The organism is Hydrogenophaga sp. 5NK40-0174, assembly GCF_040372165.1.
Classification (GTDB): Bacteria; Pseudomonadota; Gammaproteobacteria; order Burkholderiales; family Burkholderiaceae_C; genus Hydrogenophaga.
Genome location: NZ_BAABWG010000003.1, coordinates 394,820 through 417,668, shown reverse-complemented (window position 1 = coordinate 417,668; position 22,849 = coordinate 394,820). Strand labels below are relative to the sequence as shown.

General features: G+C 61.5%; 28 protein-coding genes. 13 read left to right on the top strand and 15 right to left on the bottom strand.

The annotated features are described in order from the left end of the window. Nucleotides 1–84 precede the first annotated feature (84 nt). The 3 genes from ABWV89_RS11485 (at nucleotide 85) to ABWV89_RS11475 (ending at nucleotide 1,974) form a co-directional block, all read left to right on the top strand. The gene (locus ABWV89_RS11485) at nucleotides 85–912 is read left to right on the top strand and encodes a hypothetical protein (RefSeq protein WP_353396755.1); all 828 of its coding nucleotides are present in this window, start codon (nucleotides 85–87) and stop codon (nucleotides 910–912) included. A gap of 133 nt (nucleotides 913–1,045) precedes the next feature. Further along, nucleotides 1,046–1,465, top strand: coding sequence for a hypothetical protein (locus ABWV89_RS11480; protein WP_353396753.1), 420 nt, complete (start codon nucleotides 1,046–1,048; stop codon nucleotides 1,463–1,465). Nucleotides 1,466–1,482: 17 nt separating this feature from the next. Then, complete coding sequence (locus ABWV89_RS11475) at nucleotides 1,483–1,974, top strand: hypothetical protein (RefSeq protein ID WP_353396752.1); 492 nt, start codon at nucleotides 1,483–1,485, stop codon at nucleotides 1,972–1,974. Between the two features lie 23 nt (nucleotides 1,975–1,997). On the opposite strand, the gene ABWV89_RS11470 is transcribed toward ABWV89_RS11475, so the two are convergent. The 4 genes from ABWV89_RS11470 to ABWV89_RS11455 all read right to left on the bottom strand — a co-directional run bounded on the left by ABWV89_RS11470 (nucleotide 1,998) and on the right by ABWV89_RS11455 (nucleotide 4,392). Next, on the bottom strand, nucleotides 1,998–2,420 hold the full coding sequence (locus tag ABWV89_RS11470; protein ID WP_353396750.1) for a DUF3658 domain-containing protein: 423 nt from the start codon (nucleotides 2,418–2,420) through the stop codon (nucleotides 1,998–2,000). Between the two features lie 162 nt (nucleotides 2,421–2,582). After that, complete coding sequence (locus ABWV89_RS11465; protein ID WP_353396748.1) at nucleotides 2,583–2,804, bottom strand: hypothetical protein; 222 nt, start codon at nucleotides 2,802–2,804, stop codon at nucleotides 2,583–2,585. A 13-nt stretch (nucleotides 2,805–2,817) separates the two neighbouring features. Then, nucleotides 2,818–3,177 carry a VOC family protein gene (locus tag ABWV89_RS11460; protein ID WP_353396746.1) on the bottom strand — a complete coding sequence of 120 codons (360 nt, stop codon included), beginning with the start codon at nucleotides 3,175–3,177 and terminating at the stop codon, nucleotides 2,818–2,820. Nucleotides 3,178–3,489: 312 nt separating this feature from the next. Next, on the bottom strand, nucleotides 3,490–4,392 hold the full coding sequence (locus ABWV89_RS11455) for a LysR family transcriptional regulator (protein ID WP_502903197.1): 903 nt from the start codon (nucleotides 4,390–4,392) through the stop codon (nucleotides 3,490–3,492). A gap of 128 nt (nucleotides 4,393–4,520) precedes the next feature. On the opposite strand from ABWV89_RS11455, the gene ABWV89_RS11450 reads away from it, so the two are divergent. The 4 genes from ABWV89_RS11450 to ABWV89_RS11435 are packed head-to-tail and all read left to right on the top strand — an operon-like array spanning nucleotide 4,521 to nucleotide 9,247. Then, a complete protein-coding gene (locus tag ABWV89_RS11450; RefSeq protein WP_353396744.1) occupies nucleotides 4,521–5,909 on the top strand; it encodes an acyclic terpene utilization AtuA family protein in 1,389 nt (462 codons plus the stop codon). Next, nucleotides 5,906–6,259, top strand: coding sequence for an AtuA-related protein (locus ABWV89_RS11445; RefSeq protein WP_353396743.1), 354 nt, complete (start codon nucleotides 5,906–5,908; stop codon nucleotides 6,257–6,259). The genes ABWV89_RS11450 and ABWV89_RS11445 overlap by 4 nt, the downstream gene beginning before the upstream one ends. A 33-nt stretch (nucleotides 6,260–6,292) precedes the next feature. Beyond that, nucleotides 6,293–7,279 carry a TAXI family TRAP transporter solute-binding subunit gene (locus ABWV89_RS11440; protein WP_353396741.1) on the top strand — a complete coding sequence of 329 codons (987 nt, stop codon included), beginning with the start codon at nucleotides 6,293–6,295 and terminating at the stop codon, nucleotides 7,277–7,279. 24 nt (nucleotides 7,280–7,303) lie between these two features. Continuing rightward, nucleotides 7,304–9,247 (top strand): TRAP transporter permease, encoded by a 1,944-nt coding sequence (locus ABWV89_RS11435; protein ID WP_353396739.1) that lies wholly within the window; start codon nucleotides 7,304–7,306, stop codon nucleotides 9,245–9,247. Between the two features lie 72 nt (nucleotides 9,248–9,319). On the opposite strand, the gene ABWV89_RS11430 is transcribed toward ABWV89_RS11435, so the two are convergent. Then, nucleotides 9,320–9,838 (bottom strand): gamma-glutamylcyclotransferase family protein, encoded by a 519-nt coding sequence (locus ABWV89_RS11430; protein WP_353396737.1) that lies wholly within the window; start codon nucleotides 9,836–9,838, stop codon nucleotides 9,320–9,322. Between the two features lie 127 nt (nucleotides 9,839–9,965). On the opposite strand from ABWV89_RS11430, the gene ABWV89_RS11425 reads away from it, so the two are divergent. Beyond that, complete coding sequence (locus ABWV89_RS11425) at nucleotides 9,966–10,655, top strand: class I SAM-dependent methyltransferase (protein ID WP_353396735.1); 690 nt, start codon at nucleotides 9,966–9,968, stop codon at nucleotides 10,653–10,655. 13 nt (nucleotides 10,656–10,668) lie between these two features. On the opposite strand, the gene ABWV89_RS11420 is transcribed toward ABWV89_RS11425, so the two are convergent. From ABWV89_RS11420 to mnmG, 6 genes are all read right to left on the bottom strand, one after another. Continuing rightward, nucleotides 10,669–11,622, bottom strand: a complete 954-nt coding sequence (locus ABWV89_RS11420) for a ParB/RepB/Spo0J family partition protein (RefSeq protein WP_353396733.1) — start codon at nucleotides 11,620–11,622, stop codon at nucleotides 10,669–10,671. Nucleotides 11,623–11,696: 74 nt separating this feature from the next. Then, complete coding sequence (locus ABWV89_RS11415) at nucleotides 11,697–12,260, bottom strand: RBBP9/YdeN family alpha/beta hydrolase (protein ID WP_353396731.1); 564 nt, start codon at nucleotides 12,258–12,260, stop codon at nucleotides 11,697–11,699. A gap of 141 nt (nucleotides 12,261–12,401) precedes the next feature. After that, entirely contained in the window at nucleotides 12,402–13,172 is a 771-nt protein-coding gene (locus ABWV89_RS11410; protein WP_353397517.1) for a ParA family protein, read from the bottom strand. Between the two features lie 224 nt (nucleotides 13,173–13,396). Beyond that, a complete protein-coding gene (locus ABWV89_RS11405) occupies nucleotides 13,397–14,011 on the bottom strand; it encodes a LysE family translocator (protein ID WP_353396729.1) in 615 nt (204 codons plus the stop codon). A 162-nt stretch (nucleotides 14,012–14,173) separates the two neighbouring features. Beyond that, nucleotides 14,174–14,857 (bottom strand): 16S rRNA (guanine(527)-N(7))-methyltransferase RsmG, encoded by a 684-nt coding sequence (gene rsmG / locus ABWV89_RS11400; protein ID WP_353396728.1) that lies wholly within the window; start codon nucleotides 14,855–14,857, stop codon nucleotides 14,174–14,176. Next, entirely contained in the window at nucleotides 14,850–16,868 is a 2,019-nt protein-coding gene (gene mnmG, locus ABWV89_RS11395; RefSeq protein WP_353396726.1) for a tRNA uridine-5-carboxymethylaminomethyl(34) synthesis enzyme MnmG, read from the bottom strand. The genes rsmG and mnmG overlap by 8 nt, the downstream gene beginning before the upstream one ends. Before the next feature lie 162 nt (nucleotides 16,869–17,030). Here mnmG and ABWV89_RS11390 point away from each other — a divergent pair, with 162 nt between their 5' ends. The 5 genes from ABWV89_RS11390 to ABWV89_RS11370 all read left to right on the top strand — a co-directional run bounded on the left by ABWV89_RS11390 (nucleotide 17,031) and on the right by ABWV89_RS11370 (nucleotide 20,248). Next, complete coding sequence (locus ABWV89_RS11390) at nucleotides 17,031–17,678, top strand: Crp/Fnr family transcriptional regulator (protein WP_353396724.1); 648 nt, start codon at nucleotides 17,031–17,033, stop codon at nucleotides 17,676–17,678. 67 nt (nucleotides 17,679–17,745) lie between these two features. Further along, nucleotides 17,746–18,300 (top strand): anthrone oxygenase family protein, encoded by a 555-nt coding sequence (locus tag ABWV89_RS11385; protein WP_353396722.1) that lies wholly within the window; start codon nucleotides 17,746–17,748, stop codon nucleotides 18,298–18,300. A 77-nt stretch (nucleotides 18,301–18,377) separates the two neighbouring features. Beyond that, the gene (locus ABWV89_RS11380; RefSeq protein ID WP_353396720.1) at nucleotides 18,378–19,310 is read left to right on the top strand and encodes a DUF6920 family protein; all 933 of its coding nucleotides are present in this window, start codon (nucleotides 18,378–18,380) and stop codon (nucleotides 19,308–19,310) included. Between the two features lie 52 nt (nucleotides 19,311–19,362). Beyond that, complete coding sequence (locus ABWV89_RS11375; RefSeq protein WP_353396718.1) at nucleotides 19,363–19,962, top strand: NADPH-dependent FMN reductase; 600 nt, start codon at nucleotides 19,363–19,365, stop codon at nucleotides 19,960–19,962. A gap of 10 nt (nucleotides 19,963–19,972) precedes the next feature. Then, a complete protein-coding gene (locus ABWV89_RS11370; RefSeq protein WP_353396716.1) occupies nucleotides 19,973–20,248 on the top strand; it encodes a YkgJ family cysteine cluster protein in 276 nt (91 codons plus the stop codon). A 4-nt stretch (nucleotides 20,249–20,252) separates the two neighbouring features. Here the strand turns inward: ABWV89_RS11370 and ABWV89_RS11365 are convergent, their stop codons facing one another. The 4 genes from ABWV89_RS11365 to ABWV89_RS11350 all read right to left on the bottom strand — a co-directional run bounded on the left by ABWV89_RS11365 (nucleotide 20,253) and on the right by ABWV89_RS11350 (nucleotide 22,831). Continuing rightward, nucleotides 20,253–20,702, bottom strand: a complete 450-nt coding sequence (locus ABWV89_RS11365; protein ID WP_353396714.1) for a hypothetical protein — start codon at nucleotides 20,700–20,702, stop codon at nucleotides 20,253–20,255. Nucleotides 20,703–20,940: 238 nt separating this feature from the next. Continuing rightward, entirely contained in the window at nucleotides 20,941–21,519 is a 579-nt protein-coding gene (locus ABWV89_RS11360; protein ID WP_353396712.1) for a YceI family protein, read from the bottom strand. A gap of 67 nt (nucleotides 21,520–21,586) precedes the next feature. Beyond that, nucleotides 21,587–22,129 carry a YceI family protein gene (locus ABWV89_RS11355; protein ID WP_502903207.1) on the bottom strand — a complete coding sequence of 181 codons (543 nt, stop codon included), beginning with the start codon at nucleotides 22,127–22,129 and terminating at the stop codon, nucleotides 21,587–21,589. Nucleotides 22,130–22,255: 126 nt separating this feature from the next. Continuing rightward, nucleotides 22,256–22,831, bottom strand: a complete 576-nt coding sequence (locus ABWV89_RS11350; RefSeq protein WP_353396708.1) for a cytochrome b — start codon at nucleotides 22,829–22,831, stop codon at nucleotides 22,256–22,258. Nucleotides 22,832–22,849: the final 18 nt, after the last annotated feature.

The following is a 22,849-nucleotide window of genomic DNA, read 5'->3' as shown; positions in this document are numbered from 1 at the left end:
GTAGGGAGCCGTTGGCCAACCCATCCAATCCCACTTCCGACGTCATCTCGTAGATCCGTTCGTTAGCAAAAGGTAAAGACTTTCATGAGCAAGATTTCTGTCTCCATCCGTTTGGCCGCTCTGGCCGGTGCCCTCGCCCTCGCTGGCTGTGTAACGCCTGGTGGCAAGGTCACCACTGGTGGCGGTGGCACTGCCGCGACCGGTGGCGCTGCTGGTGGCGCCAGCGTGAACGCCAACTCCAACCTCGAGCGCTGCGACGCGCCGCTGGGCACGCTGGCGGTCGATGACGGTCGCGGCAAGGAGTGGTATGGCAGCTTCGGCCGTGCCACCAAGGTCACCACCATCGAGCCACTGATCCGTCTGGCTGTTCAGCAGTCCAACTGCTTCGTGATCACGTCCATCGGCAACAACCGCACGGAAGCCAAGCTCGCCGGCATCACCGACAAGCAGCGCAATTCGGGTGAATTCCGTGCCGGCTCCAAGCAGCAGAAGGGCCAGCGCGTCGCGGCCGATTACTACCTCGAGCCAGCCATCATCATCGACAACGAGTCCACCGGCAAAGTGGCCGGCGCACTGGGTGGCCTGATCGGTGGTACGGTGGGCGCCATTGCAGGTGGCCTGGAGACCAAGTCTTCCGTCGTCACCCTGACCATGTATGACATCCGCGCCGGCATCCAGCTGGCCATCTCCGAAGGCAACGCCACCGCCACCAACTATGGTGCGGCACTGGGCGCGTTCGGTGGCGGCGCTGCCGGCTCGCTCGGCGGCTTCTCACGCACCCCTGAGGGCAAGGCTGCTGTGGCTGCGTTTGTGGACGCCTACAACAGCATGGTGATTTCCCTGCGCAACTACCAGGCACAGGAAGTCAAGGGCGGTCTCGGCAAGGGTGGTCGCCTCAAGGTGGGCAACTGATGCTCGGCCTGATGCCCGTGCAAGGGCATTGATACTTCAAAGAGCCTCCGGTCCTCCGGGGGCTCTTTTTTCTTTTCGAACGTTCGACTGGTTTGAACCGCGGGCTGTCACTCCCTCTCCCCGAAGATCACCCATGACACTGCGCAACATCTCCATCTCTTTGCTCAGCGCTTCCTTGCTGACACTGGCCGGCTGCGACATGCTCGCTGACAAGGCCGCCACCGAAATGCTCAAGGTCAGCCTCAAGGCCGTCTGCGGCGAAGAAGACAAGGCCTGTATCGCCGCTGTCGAGGCGCAATTCGATGCCTGTCAGGAGAAGTACAAGGCTGAGTGGGACGCCTATGTGGATGCAGAAGGGGACGACGACGCACTGCTGGACGAATACAGCGACAAGATCACGGCTTGCATCGTGGATGACAATGGCGACCCTTATTTCGGCACCGCCGACACCACGCCACCCGATGATGCTTCAGACCAGGCAGATGAATCCTCTGAAGCACCGGCAGATGCCGAGGACGCCGCGACCACGGAGCCGGGCGCAGCCAAAGACTGATCTCGCATGATTCAGGCATGAGCACAACCGAGCTCCACTACACGGCCGACGTGGTCAGGCGTGGCACGCGCGAGTTCTGGTGGCGTCAGGTCGGTGTCGTCTGGCCCGTGGTCACCATCGCGGTGGGCGCGGCGGCGGCTTCCCTGGCGTGGCAGCATGGCCGCACAGACTGGCTGGTCGGCGTGATGGGCTCGGCCTCCCTGATTTCACTTCTGGTCATGGCAGCGTCGTACTGGGTGCCACTGCGACGCAGCTTGCGCGTGCTCGGCGCCATGTCGGGCTCGCCAGCGCAGATGGCTTTCACGGCCGAGCATCTCAGCATCAGTTCTCCCGCAGGCGACGCGCTGGTGCCATGGACGCGGGTGCAGTCTGTCTGGCGACTCCGCTCGGTGTGGGTCCTGGCGTATCGCGACGGTGGGCACTCCTTGCTACCGCTGACAGATCTCGCCAGTGAAACGCAGGAGCAGTTGTTGAACGTCTGCCGGGATGCGGGCGTGTCGGTTCACTGAGCCACACACTGAACCCTTGCTGATCATGGCTGACGGCGAACTTCGCTGTGCAGCATGAGACTCAGGTCGCCCCGGGCTTCCAGCTTGCCCTGCCGCGCCAGCGCCTGAAGCCGCGCTGCGAAAAAGCTGATCGGCAGATCTGGCCACGAAGCCACCGCCGTGCCTGCCAGGCGCGCCGCCTGCCGCCATTGGTCAGAGCATGCGTCCAGCAGTTGCGCATCGATCCGGGCCACTTCCTCAGCACCCAGCGAACGCACCCATGTCTCGTGTTCAGCGTTGCCGTCACCGCTGCTGTTCGCTTGCCCTCCTGTACCGGCACTTTCTGGTGGCGCCAGCGTCTGCATGGCGCGCTCCAAAGGAATGCGCAGATCAATGTCGACCTGGCTGGCGAGCTTTTGCACCGCTCGAAGCATCACGCGCCGGTCTTCGCCTTCAGGTTGCTTCAACAGCAGGGTTTCGAGCCTTTCCAGGTGCTCGGAGAGCTCGAGACTCGCACGGTGAATCGCATGCCTGTCCATAACGCGTCGAAGGAAAAGAAGAAGATAAGGAGACTGAAATGAGTAGACGGAAAAGACAGCAGAAGACGGGCCTCTCAGGAAAGGCGCTGTTCACCGGAGCCACAGGAAAACGCCCAGCGAAATCAGCACGCCCCAGGCGAGCAAGCCCACCACTGTGACCATGATGCCATCGGGATCCAGATCTCTGGAGAAAGGGCGGCACAACAGGTATCCCAAGCCTTTGATGGCAAGCTCGAAGACGATCTCGACAACGATGTAGGCGATAAGCCTGAAGACTGGCCGCAACAACTCACCTGCGATTTCTTCCGGCATGCTGGCTGACTCCTCAGTTGCTCGGCGACTGCGCGAAGGCCAGTGTGTAGCCGTTGCAATCGAGCACACCGAATTCCTTGGTGTCGTCGCTGCGGGTTTGCAAAGGCCAGGTCACGGTGACGCTGGCATGGACCTGCGCGTAGTAGGCCACGACGTCATCCACATGAACGTACAGAATGCCCGTCATGCCCGGTTCACCCGGCCACAGGTCGGCGGTGGTGAAGGTCAGTGTGGCGCCACCCAGGCGGGCTTTGCAGATGGCATCAGGTGTGGCTTCCGGGGATTCATCACACACCCGGAAGCGGAGCTTGTCGCGATAAAAGGCTTTGGTACTTTCAAGGTCGCGCACCTTGAGCATAGGTTGAATGGTCATTTTTCTCCCTGTCCGCTGTTCTCGTCTTCTGGACATTCGACTCGTCCATCTTAACAACCGGCGAGCGCCCGCTCACCTCTGGGCCATGCAAAGGCGTTGCAAGGTCTGTCACGCATGGCGTGACAGACCAAAACTGCTGTTTGATGCCGGTTTTGAGCTCTGAACCCGCTGTTTGAGACCTGTTTCGGCCCATTCACCCGATTGGGCCGCCTGAAGCAGTTCTCAGAACACTTCAGAATTTTCTCTCCTAGCCCGTAGCGCGTCCGGTTCTGCGCGCGATGGAGATGCATCCATGACCACCAGGCAGGCGGGTCAAACCAGACGGGATTTGGGGCGGTTCGCCATCACCCATTCGTAGAACCGCTGGGCAGCAATGGACAGCGACTTTTCACGGCGGCGAATGAGGTAGATGTCGCGCTTCAACCCCCTCCAGTTCAATGGCCGAATAGCGAGCTCTGGAGACTGAAACTGATAGAGAGACAGCGCCGGCACCACACTGATCCCCAAACCGGCTGACACCATGCCACTGACGCTGGCCAGTTGGTCAACTTCCAGGATTTGCCTGAGTGTGTTGGGGTGCATGGCAGCGTCCAGATGCTGGCGAACACTGGAGGTCCTCGAGAGTTGAACAAACGGCCACTGCGCCAGATCTTTGGGTCGCAAAGAAGGGCTGGTCGCCAAGGGGTGGTCTGCTCGGCAGACCAGGTGGAACCGGTCACTGCAGAACAGCTCCGCTTGCAGCTCCCGCGAATCGACCCGGGTGGCGGCCAGGGCAAAGTCCGCCTGCCCGGCTTTCACAGCCTGAACACAGGCTTCAGACAGCACATCGGCAATGCGCAGCTCCACGCCAGGAAACTGCTCGTGGTATTGCGCCAGAACAGGGGGCAGCCAATCGGCGGCGAGCGATGGCAAGAGCGCAATGGACACCCGACCTCGCCGAATGGCGACGCTGTCCCGAACCTCGGACATGGCGTGATCGAATTCTTCGAGCAAGCGCCTCGCCGAGACTTCAAACTCCTCCCCCTCTCTTGTCAGCTCGACCTGCCGGGTGGTGCGGTCAAACAGGCGGACACCCACGTCATCTTCCAGCTGCCGGATGAGCGCGCTGAAAGCCGGTTGCGACAAATAGCTGCTCGCCGCCGCCCGGGTAAAGCTCTTCTCCCGAACAAGGTGCAGGAAGGCGCGCAACTGGCGGGTATTGAGATTGATCTGCATTGCAAATGAAATGATCTGAATATTCGATTTTACAGATCATGACCGGGCGCGTAGATTTCGTGACCAGAAACAAGAACGCACGAGGTCTTGCAAACAGACCCTGCGACGAACAACGATCTGGAGACAATGTGAACGACGCTGCGCAAAGCGAAAGCGTGCTGATCGGATGTGGCGCCGGATTCGCGGGCGACCGGCCCGACGCGCCGGGCCCTGTGGTGCAGGCGCTCATCGACAGTGGGCGCCCGTCCTATCTCATCTTCGAGATGCTGGCCGAGCGCACCCTGGCACTGGCTCAATTGCGGCGACGCACACAGGCCGACGGAGGCTACTTTCAAGGCCTCAGGCAGTTGCTCACGCCGATTCTCGCCGCGTGCCATGCGCACCGCATTCCCATCATTGGCAACTTTGGTGCGGCCGACCCGCTCGGTGCAGCACGGTTCATCCGGGGCATCGCGGCAGATGTCGGGTGCCCGTCGATTCGCGTGGCTGCCGTGACCGGTGATGACATGCTCTCGCAGATGGACGCCCGTCAGATCCTCGGCATGCCCAGGCATCCACACATGGAGATCACGCCGAACGCGCTGGTTTCAGCCAATGTCTACATGGGTGCCGACGGCATCGCGAACGCCTTGGGTTTGGGCGCTGACGTCGTTGTGACGGGACGAGTAGCCGACCCGGCGCTGGCCCTGGGCGCCTTGAAGCATCACTTCCGGTGGCCCGATGACGACTGGGACCGGCTGGCCGCAGGCGTGCTGGCGGGGCACTTGCTGGAATGCGGCGCTCAGGTGACGGGTGGCTACTTTGCCGACCCAGGTCTCAAGAACGTGGAGAACCTGGCGCGGGTGGGCTATCCCATCGCGGAAGTGACGCCTTCTGGCGAGCTGGTCATGACCAAGCCCGACGGCACGGGCGGGTGCGTGACAGAGCAGACGGTCAAGGAGCAGTTGCTCTATGAAATTCATGATCCGTCCGCCTATCTGACACCCGATGTCACCCTGGATCTGAGCGGAGTGCGCGTCCAGAACATCGCGCCCGACAGGGTCAGGGTCACGGGCGCCAGGGGTCTGCCAAGACCGGAAACGCTCAAAGCCACCTTGTGCTTTGACGGCGGACACATGGGCGAGGGAGAGATCTCATACGCCGGCCACAACGCACAGGCCCGCGGAATGCTGGCCATTGACATTCTCCGGCAGCGCCTGGCGATCTGCGACCTGCCACTCAAGAGTCACTTTGACCTGATTGGCGTGGCCAGTGTCTTCAACGGCGAAGGTGAACACATGCTCAGGGCACACGAAACTCAACCGGCTGCGGAAGTGCGTGTGCGGATGGCGGTGAGCGCCAGTGACCGGGAGGTGGTCAACAGGGCCTTGAACGAACTGGATGCTCTCTACACTTGCGGGCCAGCCGGAGGCGGTGGCGTGAGAACTTCCATCGTTCCGCTGATGCAATCGACCTCCGTCTTTGCTCTCCGCGACAGATTTCACCCCAGGGTCACCATGATGGAGGCGACCGCATGACAGCTCCAGACAGCATTGACTTGCCCTTGTACCAGCTCGCCCATGCGCGTACCGGCGACAAAGGCAACCGCATCAACATCTCCGTGATTTGCTACCGCCAGGAGGCCTATCCCTATCTGGTGGATCAGATGACGGAGGCGCGGGTTCTGGCCTGCTTCGCCCATCGCGAGCCCACAGCCGTGCAGCGCTACCTCTTGCCCAACATCGCAGCGATCAATTTCGTCATCGACGAAGTGCTGGGCGGTGGCGTCAACAGCAGCCTGTACCTCGACCGCCATGGCAAAGGCCTTTCCTTCCTGCTCTTGTCCGAAATGGTTCAAGCGCCCCGATCTTGTTCCGTTGCCAGCTGACTCAAACTTCCACACCCAAAAAAGGAGACAACCATGATTCGATTCCAGCTCGCCTCTCGCCCTCTCGCATCCATCGCTACAGCGGTGATGCTGACCATGACGTGTGCCAGCGCCAGCGCCGATCCGCAGAAGATCCTGATCGGCTCTACCTCGGCATCTTCGAGCCACTATGGCTATTTTGTGGCCGTCTCTCAGGTCATCAACAAACAGGTGCCCGCCCTTGACAGCTCCATCGTTGAGACCGGTGCCACGATGGACAACCTGCGCCGCATGGATCGCCGTCAGGTGGATCTCGGGCTGGTGACCACCAACGTGATGCACCACGCCAATGCCGGAACCGGGGACTTTTCGGGAAAACCGGTGGGCAGCCGTCTGCTGTGGATCTATTCGCTGGCACCCCAGAACACCATTGTTCGCAAGGACGCGGGCGTCAAATCACTGGCAGATCTGAACGGCAAGAAGTTCAACACCGGCCTCAAGGGTTCGGCCACCGAGAAGACCACCGACGCCGTCTTCGCTCTGCTGGGAATCAAGCCCGATGTTCTGCGCGGCTCGACAGGTGAAGTGGTGGCGGCCGTCAAGGACAGCCGCGCTGTCGGCTATGTGAAATCGGGCGCTGGATTGAAACTGGATGCATCGTCCAGAGAGATTGCCACCTTCACGCCTATCGACGTGCTGGGGCTGAATGATGCGCAGGTTGCAAAAATCAGCGGCGGCATGCCAGAGCTGTCCATGGTGGAAGTTCCTGCAGATGCCAAGAACAGTCTGCCCGCCTACAAGACCTGGGGCTTTGGCGTGGGTGCGGCGGCTTCTGCCGAGCTTGACGAGAAACTGGCTTACGCCATTGTCAAGGCCATCTGCGAAGACAAGGAAGTGCAGGCCGCGGCGTTCAGCGATGCAGCCGGTGTCGATATTGCCGAGATGACGCTGAAGTTCGCCACCTCGCCACTCCACCCCGGTGCCATCCGGTACTTCCGTGAGCGAGGCCTTGACGTTCCTGCTCGCCTGGTGGCCAAGTAAAGCCTGTTTGAGGATCTGACTGCCATGCGTTCAATGCGTGCCAACGCCAGCACAGCACTCTCGCTTCTGCTGGGTCTTTTCGTGCTGTACACGTCGGCCTTCGGATCTCTGGACGCCCTGGTTCAACGGTCGACGTTTCTGGCGTTGGTCGTTGTGCTCGGGCTGCTGCGGTATCCCCTCGGAGCAGAGAGCCGTTGGCGGCCGGTGGGCATCGCGGTGGACGCAACCATGGCCTCGGTGGCCGTTGGGACTTGTGCGTGGATTGCATGGCACACCGATGAAATCATGAACACCTTGCCCACCGCAGGTGCCATGGAGATGGCCATGGCGGTGGGCCTGGTGCTGGTCATCCTGGAGCTGTCCAGGAGAGCGATCGGGCTGATCTTTCCCACCATGGTCGCATGTGGTCTGCTGTACGCACTGTTCGGAAACTGGATTCCGGGTCGACTGGGGCACCGGGGCTTCGATCTCAATTTCGTCACTGAAACCCTGTTGCTCGGAGACATCGGGATCTGGGGTTCGTTGCTGGGCGTGGCCGCGACCATCATCGCTGTGTTTTCACTGTTTGGCAGTTTTCTGCTGCACACAGGCGGCGGCTCGACCTTCATGGATCTGGCGCTGCGCGTGAGCGGTCGCTCTGTGGGTGGCGCCGCCAAGATAGCCACCGTCGCCTCCGGTCTCTTTGGCATGGTCAGCGGCAGTGCAGTAGGCAACGTGGCCACCACCGGATCGTTCACCATTCCACTCATGAAGCGCCTGGGCTATCCCGCGCCACTGGCGGGCGCCGTTGAAGCCGTGGCGTCGACTGGCGGGCAACTGGCACCACCGATCATGGGCGCTGCCGCTTTCATCATGGCCGAGATCATCGGGGTGGACTACGTCACCATTGCCATGGGTGCCCTGCTCCCCGCCGTCCTGTTCTATTTCGGTGCCTTTGCCACCGTGCACGTGGTGGCAAAGGAGCAGAAGCTTGGCCACGTCCCCGACGACCAGATTCCGTCATGGTTGTCCATTCTCCAGTTCAGCCGTCTGGCCCCGATCGTGTGCTCCCTCTCGGGCCTGGCCATCGGTATTGCCCGAGGCAACTCACTGCAAACGGCGGCCTTCTACGGCATAGTCGGCGCAGTGGCCGGGCTGTTGATGGGCCGCTGGGGCAAAGGCGACCAGGCGGTAGACCCAGCCAGTCGACAGGACGCTTCGATGCTCAGGAAGCTCCACGCTGCAGTGGACGAAGGCGCGAACGGTCTGGTGGTGGTCGGCATCTTGCTCGCTGGCGCCCAGATATTGGTTTCGATGATCAATCTGACCGGCATCGGTATCACGATGTCGTCAATGATTGTTGGCGACGGTCAGAGCCATTTGCTGTGGATAGGACTGGTGGTCGCTCTGGTGTGCATGGTCATGGGAATGGGCATTCCCACCACTGCGGCGTATGTACTCGTTGCAGCCACGCTCGCTCCGGCGCTGATCAAGGTGGGCGTCAGCCCGCTGGCCTCACACATGTTCGTCTTCTACTTCGCCACGCTTTCTGTGATCACACCTCCGGTGTGCGTTGGCGTCTTTGTGGCGGCGGGCATCGCAGGCGTCGGGTGGGGACAAGTGGCCCGGCACGCGGTGATGTTGGGTGCCGTGACGTACGTCATTCCGTTTCTGTTCCTGCTCTACCCCGGCATGCTGCGACCCGGCTTGACCGGCGCCTTTGGCGAGTCCGTCATCTCGGGCCTGGTGTTCGTGGGGGGATTTGCCTTCCTGTTCGGTGGTGCCAGGGTTTCGCCTTCTCGCTGGCTTGATCGCAGCCTGTTTCTAGGCGTTGCGTTGCTGGCGGTCTACCCCAGCCACCTGGCACTGGCCGTTGCGGCCACAACCTTGGTTGCGCTCATGTGGATTCGCGCACGCCAGGGAAGAGGTGCAGGACACACGGACGTCACAGTCGACCCGACACGTTCGCTTCCGTCAGAGCGTTCCTGATCGGCTGAACATCGGTCTCTGGCATCGCCAGTTGCTCAAGAGAGCAAACGGATATCTTTCTGGCCTTGACGCTCAGAAGAGGTCCAGCCCACTTTGCACCAGACGCCAATGGTGTTCTGCCCTCAGCGCGTCCGGATCTGCGTGCGATGCGACCGCATCCATGGCTCGCAGGACTTTGGCCGGCAGTCCATGCTGGATGGCACCGGCCAGAACCAGTGCCTTGTACCAGTCGTAAGGCGCCAGCCGGGCATCGATATCCGTGGCCACATACATCAGTGCCCGGTGGGCCATTCCGTCCAGGGTCTGCACAGTCAACTGCGCCGCATCGTAGCCATGTCCCAGGCCTTCTGCCTTGTCCAGCAGGGGCCTTTCCGCGCCGTCCAGAGCATAGAGGACCCCCTGGGCTTGCGCGTCCGGATCGGCGGAGCGGACAAGATCGCATTTGCCGGACCCGTCCTGACCGCGCTTGTGCCACGCGAGCTCGTGGCCGCGCAGCGTGGCCCTGCCAATGACCTGGGCAGACGGGGTGCGCTCGCGCAAGCGCTGCACCAGCATGTTGGAGCCGTAAGCGAAATACAGAACAGTCGACATCGGGGCTCGGATCATACCGGCGAACGTCCGGTAGTGTTTCGCTGACAACTTCCCGTCACAGGCGTACCATGGTCATTCTTGGTCATGCCAAGAACCGTTTCCCCATGGCTTCGAGGAATGCCCGCACATGGTGTCAACGCGTCCCAGACGGCCCAGATCGCGATCCGGCGTCTCCGGCAAGGGCTTGGGCCCACTGCCCATGCTGCGCCTGTATGGCGCCCGGGCAGAGCACTACGATGCCGAACTGGCACCGTTCGAGCCACTGCGGGCCATGGCCATTGAGCGGCTGCTCCTGCGACCGGGGCAGCTGGTACTGGATGTCGGTTGCGGTACCGGACTGAGTCTGGAGCCTTTGCTCAGACGCCTGGGGCCCAAAGGCAAAGTCGTCGGCATTGACCAATGCAGCGACATGCTGGCCAAGGCCAAAGAGCGGCTTGCATCGCGCAAGGACGCGCTGGACAAGCAGGTCAAACTGATCCACTCACCTGTCGATCAGGCCCGATGGGCAGGCCCGAAAGCCGATGCCGCGCTGTTTCACTTCACTCACGACATCTTGCAGCATCCGGCATCGGTGGCCAATGTTCTGGCTCACCTGAAGCCTGGCGCCCGAGTGGTGGCCACCGGTTTGCAATGGGCGCCTCCATGGCTGGTGCCTGTCAATCTGGCCGTCATGGGCTGCGCGCTGTATTCAGTGAGTTCCTTGCACGGTCTGCTGCAACCCTGGCGCGGGCTGGCGAATGGCCTGGACGATGTGGATGTCGATGCCACCTGGATGGGCAGCATCTTCATCGCCTCAGGAAATGTTCCCAGCCATTAGCAGCTGATCCTGATCACTCCTCGCCGCCGCGCAAGCGCTCGATCAGGCCGTTGAGTTCGTCGAGCGAACCGAACTGGATCGCAATCTCGCCCATTTCCTCGAATCTGCCGTGGCGCTTGACGCGCTTCTTCACGCGCACTTCCACGTCCGCCATGAGCAGATCGGCCAGCTCTTCTTCGACCCGGCGAATGTCGCGCGACTTTTCCTTCTTGGGCTTTTGCGGCACCAGATTGAATTCGGCACTGAGCTTCTTGACCAGGCTTTCTGTCTCGCGCACGGACAGCTGCCGCGAAGCGACCTGATTGGCGGCCGTGATCTGCGCGGCACGGTCAAGCGTGAGCAAAGCCCGTGCATGGCCCATGTCGATGTCCCCGGCCATGAGCATGGTCTGGACCGGGTCGGCCAGGTTGAGCAGACGCAACAGGTTGCTCGCCGCACTTCGCGAGCGGCCGACGGCTTGCGCTGCCTGCTCATGGGTCAGGCCAAACTCTTTGATCAGGCGCTGCATGCCTTGCGCCTCTTCCAGCGGGTTGAGATCTTCGCGTTGAATATTCTCAATCAGCGCCATGGCGGCAGCGGCTTCGTTCGGCACATCGCGCACCAGAACCGGCACTTCGGCAAGACCCGCCAGTTTGGACGCGCGAAACCGGCGCTCGCCCGCGATGATCTCGAACTTGCCGGTGTTCTCGCCTTCGGTGAGGCGGCGCACCAGGATCGGCTGCATGATGCCCTGGGCGCGAATGGACTCGGCCAGCTCATACAACGCGCCCTCGTCCATGCGCGTACGCGGCTGATAGATGCCGGCAACCATCTGGTCCAGCGTCATCATGGTGACCACATCCTTGGCGGCGCGCGCTTCGGCTGCCGTGGGTGCAGTGCTGCCATCAGCCTTGGGGGTGTCGCTGACCTTGGGGCCGAGCAGCGCTTCGAGTCCGCGGCCGAGGCCTTTGGGTTTCTTCGTCGCCATGTTTGTCTGTCCTCTTCTTTTTTCGCTTATTGATCAGTGTTCGTCGGTCGCGCCTCGGTGCGCACTGGAAGCCTTCATGACGGCTTCGCGCTGTCGACCAACGATTTCAGAAGTTCGTGCCCTTCTTCCCAGTCACCAAGGCCGGATTCGCCGTTGATGTGGCCCCGCTGTCCGTAGTCGACGAAACGGGCGCCCCAGGCTTTGGCCATGGCCTCAGCGCGTGCGCGCGTGCAGTACGGATCGTCAGTGCTGTTGAGCAGCGTGGCAGGAAATGGCAGGGTCTGCATGGGCACCGGTTGCCAGGTCGGGAGTTGCTCGGCCAGTCCCGGCTGATCGGCATCGCCAGGCGCCACCAGCAAAGCGGCCTTGACGAGATGCGTGTTGCGGGAGTGAGATGCCCAGGCCGCCGTGAGGATGCAGCCAAGACTGTGCGCCGCCAGCACCGCCGGTGGCAGGCCTGCATCTGCGCGGGCCAGCAAAGTCTCTTCCAGGCGGATCATCCAGTCGCCGCGCTTGGGCGTCATCCAGTCGCTTTGCTCCACCCGCGTGTAGCCATGACGCGCCTCCCACAGGCTTTGCCAGTGGTCAGGGCCGCTGTTTTGCCAGCCAGGAAGAATCAAAACATCCGATGAAATCATTAGCCAAGAGATAGCAACTACTTACTTATAAGTCTACAAACATCAAATCCCTAACCCAGGCAGCCGCGGATCCGGCTCCGCCGGTCCGCCAGCTGCGTCCCCCTCAGGGGGAAGCCGCGAAGCGGCGCAGGGGGGGCCAATTCACATCTTGCCTATCCGCGTCACCATCTCTTCCGCAAACTCGATGAAGGCCTTGCTGCCTTTGGCGGCCGGATCGAACACCACGCCGGGCAGGCCATAGCTGGGCGCCTCGGCCAAGCGGACGTTGCGGGGAATGACGGCATCGAACACCTTGTCGCCAAAGTGGTCCTTGAGCTGGTCGCTGACCTGCTGCTGCAAGGTGATGCGCGGGTCAAACATGACGCGCAGCAAACCGATGATCTGCAGGTCCGGATTCAGGTTCGCATGCACCTGCTTGATGGTGTTGACCAGATCGCTCAGACCCTCCAGTGCAAAGTACTCGCACTGCATGGGCACGATCACGCCGTGTGCGGAGCACAAGCCGTTGAGCGTCAGCATGGACAGCGACGGCGGGCAGTCGATGAGCACGAAATCGTAGTCGGCATCGACAGCGGCCAAGGCTTCTTTCAAGCGCTTCTCGCGCCGATCCACTTCCACCAGCTCCACTTCGGCACCGGCCAGTTCGCGGTTGGCGCCCAGCACATGGTAGCCACACTTGTCTGCAAAGATGGCCGCTTCCGGCACCGTGGCCGATTCCAGCAGCACGTCGTACACCGAGGTTTCCATGGCCCGCTTGTCGATACCCGAACCCATGGTCGCATTGCCTTGCGGATCCAGGTCGATAAGCAACACGCGCTGCCCCACCTTGGCCAGACCTGCTGCCAGGTTCACCGTTGTCGTGGTTTTGCCAACGCCACCCTTTTGGTTGGCCACGCAGAAGATCTTCGACATCACAGCCCCCCCCACGCTCCGCCGTTGCACGGGTCGCTGCCCCCCCAGGGGGCTGATTCACCTTGGGTCGGCCCGGCGGTGAATCTCGCCTTCCCCCCACGCTCCGCCGTTGCACGGGTCGCTGCCCCCCAGGGGGCTGATTCACCTTGGGTCGGCCCGGCGGTGAATCTTGCCTTCTTCGATGTGCGATGTTGCATAGAGTCGGTTCTCGCAGTGATGACGATTTATTTTGCAATGGCCAGCTTGATGCCGAAGCCAATGAGAAACACCCCGCCAATCTTGTTCAATGCCTGGCTGATGCGGGGGTTGGCGCGCATGCGCTCGGCCAGAAAGTGGGTCAGAGACATGACCGTCAGCCCGTAGCAAAGGGTCAGGAATGCGATCGTTGCGGCCATCGCGCCAAAGGTCAGCAGGCCTTGGTGGCGTTCCGGGTCCACAAACAACGGGAAGAAGGCCATGTAGAAGATGATCGCCTTGGGGTTGAGCAAGGTAATGGTCAGGGCCTGCTGCAGGTAATGCCGAGGCTTGATATTGATGATGGGTTTGTCGCCTGGCTTGGCGGTGAGCATCTTCCAGCCGATCCAGGCCAGGTAGGCCGCACCAAACCACTGCACCGCATAGAAGGCCGCTGGATACGCGGCCAGCAATGCAGCCACGCCAGCCACGGCCATCCACATCAAGACCTGGTCACCCAGGATCACCCCCAGAATCGCGGCCAGACCACCTTTGAGCCCACCCTTGCTGGTGGACGTGATCAAGGCCAAGTTACCCGGGCCGGGAATGGCCAGGAAAACAATGACTGCAATGACAAAGGCGCCGTAGTCTGCGATTCCGAACATGGTGATCTCTGAAAAGAGGAAGGTTTGAGTGTAAGTGACCCCGTGAGGCCTGCGACTGACAATCCGGGACAGATGTCGTGTTTCACGTGAAACAGCGTCCTACCCCGCCTGACAAATACGCCCCAATGCCTTTCAGCACCGGGAAAGAAGACAAAGCCGAAGTCAACTCTCGCCTTTGGACCGCATCCACAACAGGCAACGGTCGGCGTCCAGACCGGGCACCGACAGTTGTTCCACGTGAAACACGTCAACGTCACCCCCCAGCGCAGCCAACTCGTCATCCGGCTGTTTGCCTTTCATGGCCATCCAGACACCGTCGGGCTTGAGGGCCGAAACAGACCATTGAGTGAAGTCCTCAAGGGAAGCAAAGGCGCGGGAGCACACCACATCAAAACCCGGCTCACCACCCTCACCTGCCGCGATGGATTCCACCCGGGCATGCAGGCCTTTGAGGTTAGGCAATGCCAGGCTGGCGGCCACCTGCTGGACAAAGGCCGCTTTCTTGGCAACCGTGTCCACACATGTGACTGAGATCTGGGGGCAAGTGATGGCAATCACCACGCCAGGCAAGCCTCCACCAGACCCGACGTCGAGCAGACGAACAGGCTTCCCTTCGGTCTGCCGAAGCAGTGGTGCAACCACCGACAAGCTGTCGAGCAAGTGGTGGGTGAGCATCTGGGCAGGGTCACGCAAGGCCGTGAGGTTGTAGACCTTGTTCCACTTATGGACCAAGCCAAGGTAGGCCAGCAAGCGGTCTACCTGCTCTGCCGACACGCTCAGGCCCAGCTCGTCGATACCTGCCACAAGGGCCGGACGCAGATCCACAGGCAGCGCCACCTCAATCATGGGCGCCCGCCTCCACCGGTTTGGCCGATGCCGGTACAGCATCAAATCCTTTGAAGCCACCCTTCTTCAGGTGAATCAGCAGCAAGGAAACTGCAGCAGGCGTGACACCGGAAATCCGCGAGGCCTGGCCAAGCGTCTCGGGCCGATGTTGGGCCAGCTTCTGCCGAACCTCGAATGACAAGGCGGAGACCTGGGCATAGTCCAGTTCAGCCGGAAGCTTGAGGCTTTCATAGGCAGCTGCCCGCTCGACCTCACCCTTCTGCCGGTCGATATAACCTGAATACTTGGAAGCAATCTCCACCTGCTCAACCACGGCCTCGTGCAGGTCTCCCAGTGTTTCACGTGAAACCACTGGCCGCGGATCGTCACCCGCCTCTTCCAGCTTGGGCAGGTACTTGCCCTCATTCATCCCCATCAGGTCGGTGTAGCCCACATTCGGCCGACGCAGCAAGTCGAACAGGTTGTACTCACGCTCGATGGCCTTGCCCAGAACCCGCTCGGACTCCTCGGCGGACAAGGTTCGCGGATTCACCCAGGTGGACTTGAGGCGCTCTGTTTCACGTGAAACAGCATCACGCTTGCGGCAGAAGGCATCCCAACGGGCATCGTCCACCAACCCCAACCGCCGGCCAGCTTCGGTCAAACGCATGTCGGCATTGTCTTCACGCAACTGCAGCCGGTATTCGGCCCGGCTGGTGAACATGCGATATGGCTCGGTCACACCCTTGGTGATCAGGTCATCGACCAGCACGCCCAGGTAGGCTTCATCGCGGCGTGGCAACCAGGCCTCTTCACCGCGACACTGCAAGGCGGCATTGATGCCCGCAAACAAACCTTGGGCTGCAGCCTCTTCGTAGCCCGTCGTGCCATTGATCTGGCCGGCAAAGAACAGGCCCTGGATCTGACGGGTTTCGAAACTGCTCTTGAGCGAGCGCGGATCGAAGTAGTCGTATTCGATGGCATAGCCCGGCCGGAGGATGTGAGCGTTTTCCAGTCCCGGCATGCTGCGCACCAGTGCGTACTGGATGTCGAACGGCAAACTGGTAGAGATGCCGTTCGGGTAGAACTCGTGCGTGGTCAGACCTTCGGGCTCCAGAAAGATCTGGTGGCTTTCCTTGTCGGCAAAGCGGTTGATCTTGTCCTCGACGCTCGGGCAATAGCGCGGCCCCACCCCTTCGATCTTGCCGGTGAACATAGGGCTGCGGTCAAAGCCCGAACGAATGATCTCGTGCGTCCGCTCGTTGGTGTGGGTGATCCAGCAGGGCATCTGGGCTGGATGCATGGACGCTTTGCCCATGAAGCTGAACACCGGCACTGGCTGATCTGCCGTGGGGGAGCCTGGCATGCCGTCGCCCGGCTGCTCGGTGCATTTCGAGAAATCGATGGTGCGGCCGTCGAGCCGCGGTGGCGTACCCGTCTTCAGACGACCTTGCGGCAACTTGAGTTCCTTGAGGCGCCCCGACAGGCTGACCGCCGGCGGGTCGCCCGCACGGCCCGCGGCATAGTTGTCCAGCCCCACGTGGATCTTGCCATCGAGGAAAGTCCCTGCCGTCAGCACCACGGTGCGCGACCGGAAGCGAACACCCACTTGCGTGACGGCGCCTACGACTCGGTCGCCCTCGACCATCAAGTCGTCCACAGCCTGCTGGAACAGCTGCAAGTTGGGCTGGTTCTCCAGCATGCGGCGGATCGCCGCCTTGTACAGCACCCGGTCGGCCTGGGCCCGCGTAGCCCGCACGGCTGGCCCCTTGGAGCTGTTGAGAATCCGGAACTGGATACCACCCTCGTCTGTGGCCAGGCCCATGGCACCACCCAGGGCGTCCACTTCCTTGACCAGATGCCCCTTGCCAATGCCGCCAATGGACGGGTTGCAGCTCATCTGCCCCAGGGTCTCGATGTTGTGCGTCAGCAGCAGGGTCTTGCTGCCCATGCGCGCAGCCGCCAGCGCGGCCTCGGTGCCGGCATGGCCACCGCCAACCACGATCACATCAAACTCTTCCGGGTACAACATACACTGTGTCCAGGCCGACGCAGCCGCGCCCATGCACCGCAAAGTGCCAGAGCAACGGCCGAACACCGACCACTGTTTTTCTGAATGGGGGAAGCATTGCGCGTGGATGCCTGTCAACACTGCGCAATACAGGACCCTCTATTGTCCCACCAAGCTCCCATCATGCGCAAAGCAGATGCATTGAACGCCAAACACCCCATGCAAAAGCCATCACGTCTGACCCAGCAACTGGAAAAAATTCTGGGCGATGACCCGTGGCCAGCGGGCGCCAGCGAGGCCTGCGCTTTGGCGGAGCGCCGCCCGCTCGACAAGGGCCAGGCCTTGCAACGCGCGGGTGACCGCTGGCAACACTTGTGGTGGATCGAGTCCGGGGCTTTGCGCATGTACTTCGTGGACATCGACGGCCAGTCCCACAACAAGAACTTCTATCTGGAGGGCGCGTTTCTCTGGCCCATCACCCCCACCCTGGCCCGTGAGCCCGTGCATTTCTGGGTGGAAGCCCTGGAGCCCAGCATTGTGTGGGCGCTGCCTTGGGCGGAATGGAAAAGCGCCGTTCAGGACTTTGCCCCTTGGGCAGCCCTTGAAAAGCAAATGCTCTCGCGCCTGCTCGAAGACAAGATGCAGCGGGAACATGAGTTCCTGCAACGCTCAGCCACCGAGCGTTACCAGGACTTGCTGGAACACCACCCGGCGTGGGCACAGCGCGTGCCGCTCAAGCACATTGCTTCATTTTTGGGCATCACCGATGTGGCCTTGTCACGCATCCGCAGACGCCTGGCCGAAACATCGGAACCTCTGAACCCCGGTTAAGGCGCACGGCGCCAAAGCCACCGATAGTGGCGGACATACGGCAAACACTTTTCCATGAGCCCCGCCCATGTCCGACCACACCACCACCCACACCGACACCCCAACACACGCCCTGCCCGACTCCACGGCAGCCTTGTGGCCGCACGCTTTGCTCATCCTTTGGCTGGGCATCATGGCCGGTTTTTTTGGCACCTACAGCGCCAACATCAATCTGGCCACCCTGACGTTGGACGGCCCGACATATGCGCTTATCCAGTCGGAATTCAACCGCAACGTCCGTCATTTCGTCTTTTTTATCTTCTTCTTCGGCGTACTTCCGATTGGACTGACGGCTTTGGCCATGGGCTGGCGAGATCGCAGCACCGCCTGGTGGCGCGTCACCGCGCTGATTGTTCTGGCCTACGCCCTGGGCATCGTGGCATTTACCCGCGCGGTGAACCTGCCCTTGAACTACCTCACTGAATCCTGGACACCTGCGACGCTGCCAGCCGACTGGGCCGCCACGCGCGACGCCTGGAACCAGGCCAACCTCTGGCGCGCCTGCCTGAATCTCGCCTTGTTTGCCCTCAGCCTCTGGGCGCTGATTTCGCGTCTGACCCGCCGCCAGGCCACAGGGGAATGACCAGGGACCGTCCGACTGATCAAGCGAGCACGCTAACGACCGACCAATTGATTGATTGATTCCACAGGAGAAACACCATGACCCGAACCCAGCGCATCCCGTCCTTGTTCAAACGCACCGCACAGGTCACTGGCGCCCTCGTGGGTCTCGGCGCCGTGGCGCTGGCCCTGTTCGTCTGGAACGGCCAACGCACAACCGAGCGTGACATTGCGGCGCATCACCAGCGAGTCGTGAACGCACCTCCTGCCCTGCAAGCAGCCAGCACCCAGACGCTGGCCACCTTGCCCGCGCCCGTCCATCGCTACCTGGCCACCACCTTCGGCGATGCGTTGACGCAGCCCGGCGGCATCCAGCCGGTGGTCATGCACAACGACATGGAAGGCCAGTTCCGGCGCCCTCTCACCAACGACTTCAACTTCACCACCGCCAGCCAGACGGCCAACAGCGCCACCCCCGCCCTCATGTTCGACGCCAACACGCCCATGCTTGGCGTTCTGTGGGCCCGCGCCTATGACGCCTATGTCAACGGCAAGATGGAGATGAAGGCCAAAGTGGTCTCAACGGTGGAAGTGGTGCACGAAGATGAATTCACCTCGCCCGAGCTCAACCTGATTTCCCTGCGCCGCTGGTTGCTCGAGAGCCCTACCTACCCACATGCACTGCTCCCCGGCGGGCAGGTCACCTGGGAAGCCATTGACAACAACAGTGCACGCGCGGTGGCGCACCTCGGTGATCAGCACATCGGCGTCATTGCTCGATTCTCTCCCGAGGGCGACCTGATCAGCATGGAAGCAGAAAAGGATGGCGACCTCACCACGCCCTACCATGGCTCCGGCGAACATGTGGCACGCAGCGACTGGCAAGACGTTCAAGGCGTGCGCGTGCCCATGGGCTTTCGCATCTCACGCATGGCCGGCGGCAAGATCTATCCGTTCTGGGAAGGCCGCATCACGCAGCTGAAGTTCAGCCCATTGAGCGACACACTTGCAGGCGCCAGCGTCGCCCATTGAGGACGAATCATCCAGACGAAAAGGGGATTTGCCGCGATGCCAAAATAAAGGCATGAACAACGACAAATCCTCTATTCCCCTGCTCATCTTTGCTGGCAGCGCCCGCAAGGATTCCTGGAACCGTCAGCTTGCGCAGGCGGTCGCCGACATGGCCAAGGCCGAAGGTGCGGACGTGACCGTGCTGGAACTGGGCGAGCTCAACCTCCCGCTGTATGACGGCGACCTCGAAGACGCCGGCCGCCCCGCCAATGTCATTCGCCTCAAGCAAATCCTCAAGGACCACCCGGCCTGGATCATCTGCACGCCCGAGTACAACGGCAGCTACACACCGCTGCTCAAAAACACGATCGACTGGGCCTCCCGGCCATTGCAGAACGAACATGCCGACCTGAGCGGGGCCAAACCCTTCGAGGGAACTGTTGTAGGCCTGCTGGCCACAGCACCTGGCCCGATCGGCGGCATGACCGGCCTGGGCCAGACCGCGACACTGCTGCGCAAGCTCATGTGCTGGGTCGCGCCACGCCAGTTCGCACTGGGCAAGTCAGGTGAGGCATTTGACCCGGATGGCCGCATCGCCACCGACGCCAACCGCCAGCAAGTGCAAGCCGTGATTGAGCAGGTGCTGACGACGGCTCGCAAGCTGCGCGCCTGAGCGCAGCGCCATGCATGTGGCGCAGACATGCCGCAGTGCCTGCGCCGCCTGCTGCATTGCCCCCAGCATCACCAGCCCCATGCCCGGCCTGCCACAAGGCAAGCCGGCAGGCGTAGCGTGCCCCCATCTGGATGGAGCGCTGCGCTGCCAGCTCTTCGGGCAGAAAGAAAGGCCAGCTGTCTGCAGTGCCCTGGCGCCGAGTCACGACATGTGCGGAGACTCGCGCGAACACGCAATGGTGTTCCTGACCACACTTGAGCAACAGACCCGTCCTGACACGCTTTGAGGATTCAGGCGAGCAGCTGGCTCTGCACAAAGCCCCACAGCAAAACGCTTGCGCCGCCAATCTCACCCAGCCCCAGGCTCCACATGAACAGGCGCGTGCTCACCGGGCTCACCGTTCCTTTGCCCAGGCGATGCGGCTCGGCAAACTGATTGTGGGTGTCCTTGAGTACGCCGTGGATCACATAGGACACAATCGCCAGGCCGAAATAGGCCAGGGGCACGCACGCCGCCCACATCGTGGTCGATTCGCTGTATGGGCTGTAGCGCGCCAGCTGTCCCAGCACCACGGATGCAAACGCATAGGCCAACGACGCCTGATGCGCCAGGCTCACGTAGGTATGCGCCTTGTGCTCGGGGCTGGTGCGAATGCCGTGGTATTTCCATGCCCCGGTGAGCATGCCGATGAGCAGATAGCTGCCTGCCGCCAGCAAACACCATTTCTCTGCGAGCCCCATGATGCGTCTCCATGTCAGTTGAACCTGTGAGGCATTCTGGACAGTCGGAGCACAGGGGTCACGCCGCGACTGGCGCATTTCGAGACGACTCGTGCTGCGACCTCGCTCTTGGGCAAATTGCCCGGCTTCGCGTGGTTTTCACACCGAAACCAAGGCCCACGAAAAAGGCCCGCCGAAGCGGGCCCTCCTCTCATCTTTCGCTCGGGTGCCATGGCGCATGACAACCCGCTTCAGCACATCACTGCTTGATGGCTTCCACCTGAACGATGACCTTGACTTCCTTGGGAACACCGTACTTCAGGCCATAGTCCACGCCAAAGGCGGTGCGGTCAAACGTGGTTTCGAAATCGCCACCACACACTTCGCGCTTGAGCATCGGGTTGTCATAGCACTTGAAGTTGTTGGCCTTGAGGGTCACAGGCTGGGTCTTGCCCTTGAGCGTCAGCATGCCAGGCACCTCGGCCACAGCGTCACCGTTGAAGACCAGCTTGTCGGCCTTGAACGTGGCGGTCGGGAAGGCTTCCGCATCAAAGATGTCGGGGCTCTTGAGGTGCTTGTCGAAAGCAGCGGTGCCCGAGTTGATGGAGGTCATGTCGATGGTGAGTTCAACGCTGCCGGTCTTGGCGGCCTTGTCGAACATCACTTTGCCTTCCTTCTTGTCGAAGCGACCGCGGTTGGTCGAGGTACCGAAGTGAGGCATCTCGAACGTGGCAAACGTATGCGACGGATCGATGGCGTACTCGGCTGCCATGGCCGGGGCGCTGGCCAGGGTGGCGGCAGCGATGGCGGCAGCGGCGATAAAGGTCTTCTTGCTCATGGTTGAACTCCTTGTTGGAAATGTGTGCGAACTGAGAAACGAAACCAGACAAACAAACGCTGGGAAATCACTGGCCCACGCCAGACAATGCAATGCGGAACTTGACCTGAACCTCGTCAGCCACCATGGAGGTGTCCGACCATTCGTTGTCACCGATACGGAAGGTCAGGCGCTTGATCGGGAAAGCACCTGTGGCCATCGCATCGCTGCCTTTTTGCGAGAGGTCGACCGGCACCACCACGGGACTGCTCACGCCCTTGATGGTCAATTTGCCCTGTACTTCGAACTTGTTGGCCCCCGTCTTCTTGACGCTGGAGGACTGGAAGGTCGCTTTTGGAAACTTGGACACATTGAACCAGTCTGCCTTGGGCAACTCGGCATCGCTTTCTTTGACGCCCAGAGTAGCGCTGCCGGTATCCACCGTGAACGCAATGTTCGCGGCTTCCGGCTTGGCCGGGTCGAATGACACGTTGGCTTCGAAGCGGGTGAACTTGCCTTGCACCGGCACGCCCATCTGCTTGCTCACAAAGCCGATTTCACTTTGCGCCGGGACGACTTGCTGGGCGTACGCGGAATCGTTGAGCCAGGCAGCGGCTGTCAGCGCCAGCATGATGGCACCGGAACGCACCAGGGAACGGCGCCCGGGAGCGGAAGAAAGATACGTCGGTTCGAACATGAATGTGCTCACTTGGATATTCAGGGTTTCTTGTTGCGGGTCATGACCTTGGCGAACGCCTCAGGAGCGGCCAAAACCCATTCGGCTCATCAGGCCGTCACGATCGATCACCTGGTGTTTGACGGCACCGGCCACATGCAAGAGCACCAGCGCCGCCATGGCAAAGGCCAGGACTTCATGGGCTTCCTTGAGTACGTCGGCCAGGCCCTCGCTGGTCGGGACAAAATCCGGCAGCGGCAGCACGCCAAACAACACGACCTGGAAACCGGCAGCAGAGCTGTACGCCCAGCCCACCAGCGGCACCGCAAAGAACAGCAGATACAGGCCGACATGCGTCAGCTTGTGCGCCATGTGCTGCCAGGCAGGCATGGCATCGACCATGCTTTGCGGCAAGGCAGGCGGCGGCACAAGCAGACGCCAGAACAGGCGAACAAAGGAGAGCGTCAGCACCGTGATGCCTGCCCATTTGTGCCAGTTGTAGAGTTTCAGTCGCTGCGGCGAGAACGGCAGCTCATGCATGTAGATGCCCAATGCAAAGATCGCGATCAGGGCCAGACCCAGCACCCAATGCAACAGCACCGAGACGGGGTGGTAGCGCGCCGAAGCGCTGTTGACAGGGGCGGATGCGGTATTCATAAGTCGAAAGTGTAGGGA